The following is an 8,536-nucleotide window of genomic DNA, read 5'->3' as shown; positions in this document are numbered from 1 at the left end:
AGACGGTAAGGCGGGCACCTTGGTGCGGGTTGTTCATCCTTCGGGATCCTCGGCTGGAGTTTGGCGATTGCAGCCTAACCCCGAACCGGGTGAACAACCTCCTGAGACTTCACAGCTAGCCGCCCGCAAGGGTATCGCCTGCCGCGTCAGCCGGCGGGATCGCGCATCCAGCCGTCTTCGAACGCGACCGTCTCCATCCCGGTGAAGCGCGCCATGCGCTGAAGTTCCGCCTCCAGCCTGTCCTGCCGGCCGCGCACGAAGCGCACGCCCCTTTCCGGCCAGAGCGCCTTGACGGCAAGCGTGCCGTCTGCGCGCTTGCAGGCCATGTCGATGCGTCCGACGATGCGCTCGCCCTCCAGCAGCGGAAAGACGTAATAGCCGTAGACCCGCTTCGGCGCGGGCACGAAGACCTCGATCCGGTAGCGGAAGTCGAACAGCCGCTCGGCGCGTTTGCGGTCGCGCAGGACGGGATCGAAGGGGCTGAGCACGCGCAGGCGTTTCGGCGGATCGGGCGTGTCCCGAAGGCAGGCTTCTATGTCCGCGCGGGCGAAGGCGGCGCGGCGGCCGCCGGCACTTTCCACCGTGACCTCGCGAAGGCGCCCGCCCGCGTTTGTCGCACACCAGTTGGCCGCCTCGGCGGGCGTGACCAGGTCGAGGAAGGCCGCGATCTCGCCCGAGGTGGCGACGCCGAGCCGCTGGACCGCCGCGTCGCAGACCGTATCGACGAAGGCGTCATGCGGGATCTCGCGCTCGAAATGCCCCGGCGGGATGACCCGCTCGGCAAGGTCGTAGATCTTGGCGAAATTCTCGCGACGGGTGACGGCGATCTCGCCGGTGCGCCAGAGATATTCGAGCGCCGCCTTTCCCGGATGCCAGTTCCACCAGCCGGGCTCCTTGCGCGGGCCGTCCCGGTCGAAGTCGCGGGTGCCCGCCGGCCCGTGATCGCGGATGCGGGCGAGCACCCTGTCCAGTTCCGCCTTGAAGTCATGGCCGTGCCAGTTGGTCCAGCGCGCCTTCATCCGCTCGCGTTCGCGCGCGAAGCGGTGGCGCCACAGCGGAAAGAATTCCACCGGAATGCAGGAGGCATCATGCGTCCAGTTCTCGAACAGGTCGCGGCGGACCTCCAGCAGCCGCGTCAACTGGCCGGGCCGATAGGTCTGGTTGCGCGAGAACAGGATCTGGTGGTGGGCGCGGGCCACCGTGTTGATGCTGTCGACCTGGACGAAGCCGAGGTCTTGGACAAGCGCCCGGCAGCCGTCGGTGTCGATCTTGCGGCCGGGTGCGCCGGACAGTCCCTGCAGGTGCAGGAATGTCCGGCGCAGATCGGTGCTGGCGATGGCGAGGCTCATTCAGGATGCATCCCCTCGCCGCGGTGTCAGTCTTCGACGTCGGCCAGGACCACCAGCAGGTCCTTGGCATCGACCTGCTGTCCGGCGGTCACGACAACCTCCGCGACGGTGCCGTCGCGGTCGGCATGGAGCGCGGTTTCCATCTTCATCGCCTCGATGGAGACCAGCACGTCGCCAGCCGTCACCTTCTGCCCCGTCGAGACGGCGACGGTGGAAATCACGCCGGGCATCGGTGCGCCGACATGGCCCGCGTTGGTGGGCTCGGCCTTGCGTCGCGCCGCCGCGCCGGCGGCTCCATGGACCCGGTCGGGCACCTTGATGATGCGCGGCTGGCCGTTAAGCTCGAAGAACACCTTGCAGTCGCCGTTCTCATCCGTTTCGCCGATGGCCTGACAGCGCACGACCAGCGTCTTGCCGGGCTCCAGGTCGACCATCACCTCCTCGCCGGCCGGGAGGCCGTAGAAGTAGACCGGGGTCGGCAGCACGCTGACGGGACCGTAGATCTCCCTGGCCGCTGAGAAGTCGGCGAAGACCTTCGGATACATCAGGTAGGAGGCAAGCTCCGCCTCGTCGATGTCGGTTCCGGTCTTTTCGGCGATCTCGGCGCGACGCGCCTCAAGGTCGTCGTCCTCCAGCAGCGAGCCGGGGCGTACGGTGATCGGCGCGTCGCCCTTGAGCACGCGTTTCTGGATGTCTTCCGGCCAGCCGCCCGGCGCCTGTCCGAGGTCGCCGTGCATCATCTGCACCACGCTTTCGGGGAAGGCGACGTCCTTGTCCGGCGAGAGAACGTCGTCAACGCTCAGCCCCTGGGCCACCATCATCAGCGCCATGTCGCCGACGACCTTGGACGACGGCGTCACCTTGACGATGTCGCCGAACATCATGTTGACGTCGTGATAGGCCTGCGCGACCTCGTGCCAGCGGCTTTCCAGGCCGAGCGAGCGGGCCTGTTCCTTCAGGTTTGTGAACTGGCCGCCCGGCATTTCATGCAGATAGACCTCCGAGGCGGGCGCTTTCAGGTCGCTTTCGAAGGCGCTGTACTGGTTGCGCACCGCCTCCCAGTAGAGCGACAGCTCGCGGATCGTGCCGGCGTCGAGTCCTGTGTCGCGCGGCGTGTCCTTCAGCGCCGCGACCAGCGAGCCGAGTGCCGGCTGCGAGGTCAGGCCGGAGAAGGCGTCCATCGCCGCGTCGAAGGCATCGACCCCGGCGTCGACGGCGGCGAGCACGCTGGCGGCGGAAATGCCCGACGTGTCATGGGTGTGGAAGTGGATCGGCAGGCCGACTTCTTGGCGGAGCGCGGTGAAGAGCTGTTTCGCCGCCGCCGGCTTCATCAGCCCGGCCATGTCCTTGACGCCGAGGATGTGGCAGCCGGCCTTTTCCAGATCCTTCGCCAGGCGGATGTAATAGGCGAGATCGTATTTCGGCCGGGCGCTGTCGTTGAGATCGCCGGTGTAGCAGATCACGCCCTCGCAGAGCTTGTCCTCCTCGATCACCGCATCGAGCGAGACGCGCATGTTCTCCACCCAGTTGAGGCAGTCGAAAACGCGGAAGAGGTCGACCCCCTCGCGCGCGGCCTGCTTGACGAAATGGCGCACCACATTGTCGGGATAATTGGTGTAGCCGACGCCGTTGGCACCGCGCAGCAGCATCTGCAGCAGGATGTTGGGCGCGCGCTCGCGAACGAGCCGCAGCCGCTCCCAGGGGTCCTCGGTGAGGAAGCGCATGGCGACGTCGAAGGTCGCCCCGCCCCAGCATTCCAGCGAAAACAGCTGCGGCATGCCACGGGCATAGGCATCGGCAACCGCGACGATATCATGGCTGCGCATGCGGGTGGCGAGCAGCGACTGGTGGCCGTCGCGCATGGTGGTGTCGGTGACGAGCGCGCGGCGTTCCGCCTTCATCCAGTCGGCGAAGCCGGCGGGACCGAGTTCGTCCAGGAGCTGGCGCGTGCCGTTCTTGATCGGCGCGTCGATCACCGGCGCCTGCGGGGCGGCCGCCTCGGCCGGCGGGCGCGGCCGGTTCTTGGTCTCGGGATGGCCGTTGACGGTGACATCCGCGATATAGGTCAGGAGCTTCGTCGCCCGGTCGCGCCGGGTCACCTGCTCGAACAGCGCCGGCGTCTCGTCGATGAAGCGGGTGGTGTAATTGTTGGCCCGGAAGTCCGGGTGGTCGATGACGTTTTCCAGGAACACCAGATTGGTCGCGACACCGCGGATGCGGAATTCGCGCAAGGCGCGGTCCATGCGCTGGGCGGCCTCCTCGGCCGTTGGCGCCCAGGCGGTGACCTTTTCCAGGAGCGGATCATAGAAGCGGGTGATCACCGCGCCGGAATAGGCGGTGCCGCCATCAAGGCGGATGCCGAAGCCGGTCGCGCCGCGATAGGCGGTGATGCGGCCATAGTCGGGAATGAAATTCTGCTCCGGATCCTCCGTGGTGATCCGGCATTGCAGCGCATGGCCGTTGAGCTTGATCGCGTCCTGCGTCGGGATGCCGGAGCCCGGATCGCCGATCATCGCGCCTGCGGCGATGCGGATCTGCGCCTTGACCAGGTCGACGCCGGTGACCTCCTCGGTGACCGTGTGTTCCACCTGGATGCGCGGATTGACCTCGATGAAGTAGAATTGCCCCGTGTCGGCATCCATCAGGAATTCGACCGTTCCGGCACCGCGATAGTCGGTCGCCTTGCCGATCTTCAGTCCGTAGGTGCTGACTTCCTCGCGCTGCTCGGGCGTGAGATAGGGCGCGGGCGCGCGTTCCACCACCTTCTGATGCCGGCGCTGGATCGAGCAGTCGCGCTCGAACAGGTGCAGCAGGTTGCCGTGGCTGTCGCCCAGGATCTGCACCTCGATGTGGCGGGCGCGCTCGACGAGCTTTTCCAGATAGATCTCGTCCTTGCCGAAGGCGGCCTTGGCCTCGCGCTTGGCGGCCTCCACGTCGCGCAGCAGGGTTTCCTCGTCGCCGATCACGCGCATGCCGCGCCCGCCGCCGCCCCAGGAGGCCTTGAGCATCACCGGGTAGCCGATTTCCGCGGCAAGTTTGCGCACCTGGTCCATGTCGTCGGGCAGCGGGTCGGTCGCCGGCATCACCGGCACCCCGGCCTCGACGGCGAGGTTGCGCGCCGAAACCTTGTTGCCCAGCCGGCGCATGGTCTCCGGACGCGGGCCGATGAAGACGATCCCGGCGTCGGCGCAGGCGTCAGCGAACTCCGGGCTTTCCGACAGAAAGCCGTAGCCGGGGTGGATCGCGTCGGCGCCGCAGGCCTTGGCGACGCGCAGGATCTCTTCGATGGACAGATAGGCCTCGATCGGACCGAGCGGTGCCTCCAGGTGCGGGCCGCGTCCGATCTGGTAAGCCTCGTCCGCCTTGAAGCGGTGCAGCGCGAGCTTGTCCTGTTCGGCGTAGACGGCAACCGTGCGCATGCCCAGTTCGGTGGCTGCGCGGAACACGCGGATGGCAATCTCGGATCTGTTGGCGACGAGGATCTTGCGAATGGCCAAATCTGTCCCTCCTGCTATGGCTTTCACGTGGGGTTTTACAGGGCAGGGCACCGCAAGGGAAGGTGGTGTCTTTGCGCCGCACCCAGGAGCCGTCCCGAAACGGGACCAAGGGGTTAATCCGGCACTACCCGGACCGGGAGGCCGCCCGGATGCGGCTTCGGCATCTGGGCGCGGAGGGGCTGGCGCCTACCACATCCGGTAAAAACAAAAGCGGAACACGCGCTGATCAGCGATTCGGACAGGCTTTGTTCGCCGTTCGGTCGAAAGGTTAACGAGGCCGCTCGAATTTTAGGTTTCCGGTTTACGATATCGAAAGGAAATGCACGATCACCGAGAGGCGGCGCTCAAGGAATCGCTCCCTGGCCAAATATCTGGTCCGACTCACGATTTCGGTGCCGGTGGCTTGTTTTCCACCAGATGTTGTAGGAAACAAACCGGGAACGATGTCCGGTGGCCGATTCGGTCCGGCTTTGTTCTAGACTCGTTCCGCTTGTGCCGTTTTCGCCGGGGCGGGCGTGCGATTCGGCGCCGGCCGGGTGCCGGGCGGCGTCAAAAGAATGCGCGACATGCGCCGGTCGACTGTGGTACCAGACATCAGGGTTTCGCCCTGCCTGATGGTGGGACGGCCGGATTATCGCCGCCCAGTTTTGCCCTCGTCCAAGAGGCCGCACCCGCGTCGTCGCAACACATGCTCCATTCCCCAAATTCCCAGCTTCCGGCGAGTGTCCGCGCCCGGACCGTGACCGCGGTTCTCGGGCCGACGAACACTGGCAAGACCCATCTCGCCATCGAGCGGATGATCGCGCGCGAAAGCGGCATCATCGGCCTGCCCTTGCGCCTGCTGGCGCGCGAGGTCTACGGACGCATCGTCGCCCGCGTCGGCGAGGACAAGGTCGCGCTTGTCACCGGCGAGGAAAAGGTGATCCCGACCGACGCGCGCTACTGGGTGTCGACCGTCGAGGCGATGCCGCTCGACCTGAAGACCGATTTCGTCGCCATCGACGAGGTGCAGCTGGCCGGCGACCTCGAGCGCGGACACGTGTTCACCGACCGCATTCTCAACATGCGCGGGCATCTGGAGACGTTGCTTCTGGGCTCTGCGACGGCGCGTGCGCTTCTGGAGCGGTTGCTGCCGGGCCTCAATGTGGTGACCCGGCCGCGCATGTCGGTGCTGGCCTACTCGGGGCAGAAAAAGATCACGCGGCTGCCGCCGCGCTCCGCCGTCGTGGCGTTTTCCTCGTCTGAAGTCTATGCGATCGCCGAACTGATCCGGCGCCAGCATGGCGGTGCGGCCGTCGTGCTCGGCTCGCTCAGCCCGCGCACGCGAAACGCCCAGGTCGCGCTGTTCCAGAACGGCGACGTGCAGCATCTGATCGCGACCGACGCGATCGGCATGGGCCTCAATCTCGACGTCGACCACATCGCCTTTGCCGGGATCCGCAAGTTCGACGGCTATCAGTACCGCATGCTGACCCCGGCGGAGATGGGGCAGATCGGCGGCCGCGCCGGGCGTCATACCCGCGACGGCACCTTCGGGGTCACGGGGCGGGTGGATCCCTTCGACGACGAGCTTGTCGAGGCGCTGGAAAGCCACCGCTTCGATGCGCTCAAGGTGCTTCAGTGGCGCAGCCGGGCGCTCGACTTTTCCTCCGTGACGGCCTTGCGCGCCTCGCTCGACGTGCCGCCGCGCGAACAGGGACTGACCCGCGCGCCGCCGTCGGCCGACGAAACCGCCTTCGATCATGCCGTGCGCGACGAGGCGATCCGCCGGGTGGCGTCCTCGCCGGAGCGTGTCCGGCTCTTGTGGGATGTGTGCCAGGTGCCGGACTACCGGAAGATCGCGCCGGCCAATCATGCCGACCTGATCGCCGGGATCTATGCCCATCTGACCCGCGACGGGGTCGTCCCGGACGACTGGTTTGCGCGTCAGGTCGCCTTCGCCGACAAGGTCGACGGCGACATCGACACCCTGTCCAACCGCATGGCGCACATCCGGACATGGACCTTTGTCGCCAACCGCGCCGACTGGTTGTCGGATCCCGCCCATTGGCAAGGCGTCACGCGCGGCGTAGAAGACCGATTGTCGGACGCCTTGCACGACAGGCTGACTCAGCGCTTTGTCGACCGACGAACCAGCGTATTGATGCGACGTCTAAGAGAGAACGCGATGCTTGAAGCGGAAATCACACCAGTCGGAGATGTGCTTGTCGAGGGGCAGCACGTCGGCCAGCTCCAGGGCTTCCGCTTCGCGCCGGATGCCGCGGCCGACGGGCCGGACGGCAAGGCGCTGCGCGCCGCGGCGCAAAAGGCGCTCGCCAGCGAGCTGACGGCGCGCGCCGACAAGGTCGCCCGCGCGGCGAACGAGGATTTCACCCTGACCTCCGACGGGTTCATCCGCTGGCAGGGCGAGGTGGTCGGGCGGCTGATCGCCGGCGAAACCGTGCTCGCGCCCGGTCTGATCGTGCTGTGCGACGACACGCTTGAGACGGCGGATCGCGAGAAGGTCGAGGGCCGGCTCACGCTCTGGCTCAAGACGCATATCGACACGCTGGCCAAGCCGCTGCGCGATCTCGAGACGGGCGAAGGGCTTGAGGGGCTTGCGCGCGGCGTCGCCTTCCGTCTCGTCGAGGCGCAGGGCATCGTCGAGCGCTCCGACATCGCCGAGGACGTGCGCCAGCTCGACCAGACCATGCGCGCCGGCCTGCGCCGTCTCGGCGTGCGCTTCGGCGCCTATCATATTTTCGTGCCGGCGCTGTTGAAGCCGGCGCCGAGCCGGCTGATGGCCCAGCTCTGGGCCCTGAAGCACGGCGACCTGGAGATGCCGGGGCTGTCCGAGTTGCCGCAGCTTTCGGCCTCCGGGCGCACCTCGGTTGTCGTCGATCCGGCGTTCTCCAAGGACCTCTACAAGGTCGTCGGTTTCCGCGTGTGCGGCCCGCGCGCCGTTCGTGTCGATATTCTGGAGCGTCTCGCCGACCTGATTCGCCCGCTGCTTGCCTGGAAGCCGCTCGATGCATCGGTCGAGCCGCCGGAAGGCGCGGTTCCCGAAGGCGGCGGCTTTACCGTGACGGTGGCGATGACCTCGCTGCTCGGCTGTGCCGGCGAAGATTTCTCCGCAATCCTCAAGTCGCTCGGCTACCGCAGCGAAAGCCGCGAGATCCAGCGCCCGGCCACGGATGATACGCCCGCGTCCGAAGCTCCGGCGGCCGATGCCGCACCGGCTGACGGTGCGGCGACGGACGCCGAGGCCGTCGAGACGGCTGGTGTCTCCGATGCGTCCGAGGCGGCCGACGTGTCGTCTTCGGCTGAGCCGGAGGCAGGGGCACCCGCGATCGAAACAGGCGAATCCAACGGCGCGGCTGCGGCCGAGCCCGTGGCCGCCGAGGCTTCGGCCCCGGATGCTCCGGCTGGCGAAGCTGCAACGAGCGACGAAGCGGACGCCGGCGGTGCCGCGTCCGACGCTGCGACGGCGGACGCCGGAACGCCGGATGCGGTGTCCCCGGACGCTAGCGGCGAGGCAGTTGCTGGCGCCGATGCGGATGCGTCTGATGTGGTCACGATCGAAGTTTGGCGTCCCGGTCGGCGCGATCGCCGTCCGCGCGGCGGCGAAAAGGCCGGCCGCCGGCCCGGCAACCGTGGCGGTGTGCGCGACGGCGCCTTGGCCAAGGGGCCCGGCGGGCGCGACGACCAGGC

General features: G+C 67.4%; 3 protein-coding genes. 1 reads left to right on the top strand and 2 read right to left on the bottom strand.

What is annotated here, in order from left to right:
• Window positions 1-146: 146 nt before the first annotated feature.
• Both LC092_RS20895 and pyc read right to left on the bottom strand, forming a co-directional pair.
• Complete coding sequence (locus LC092_RS20895) at window positions 147-1,349, bottom strand: winged helix-turn-helix domain-containing protein (RefSeq protein WP_224809645.1); 1,203 nt, start codon at window positions 1,347-1,349, stop codon at window positions 147-149.
• Window positions 1,350-1,375: 26 nt separating this feature from the next.
• On the bottom strand, window positions 1,376-4,846 hold the full coding sequence (gene pyc / locus LC092_RS20890; RefSeq protein WP_224809644.1) for a pyruvate carboxylase: 3,471 nt from the start codon (window positions 4,844-4,846) through the stop codon (window positions 1,376-1,378).
• Between the two features lie 688 nt (window positions 4,847-5,534).
• Between pyc and LC092_RS20885 the strand changes: the two genes are divergently transcribed.
• Window positions 5,535-8,536 (top strand): helicase-related protein (locus tag LC092_RS20885; protein ID WP_224809643.1); only part of this gene is annotated, 3,002 nt, incomplete at its 3' end.

The organism is Stappia stellulata (genome assembly GCF_020176715.1).
Classification (GTDB): domain Bacteria; phylum Pseudomonadota; class Alphaproteobacteria; order Rhizobiales; family Stappiaceae; genus Stappia.
The sequence above is the reverse complement of the archived record's forward strand: the minus strand, read 5'-3'. Positions and strand labels throughout refer to the sequence as shown.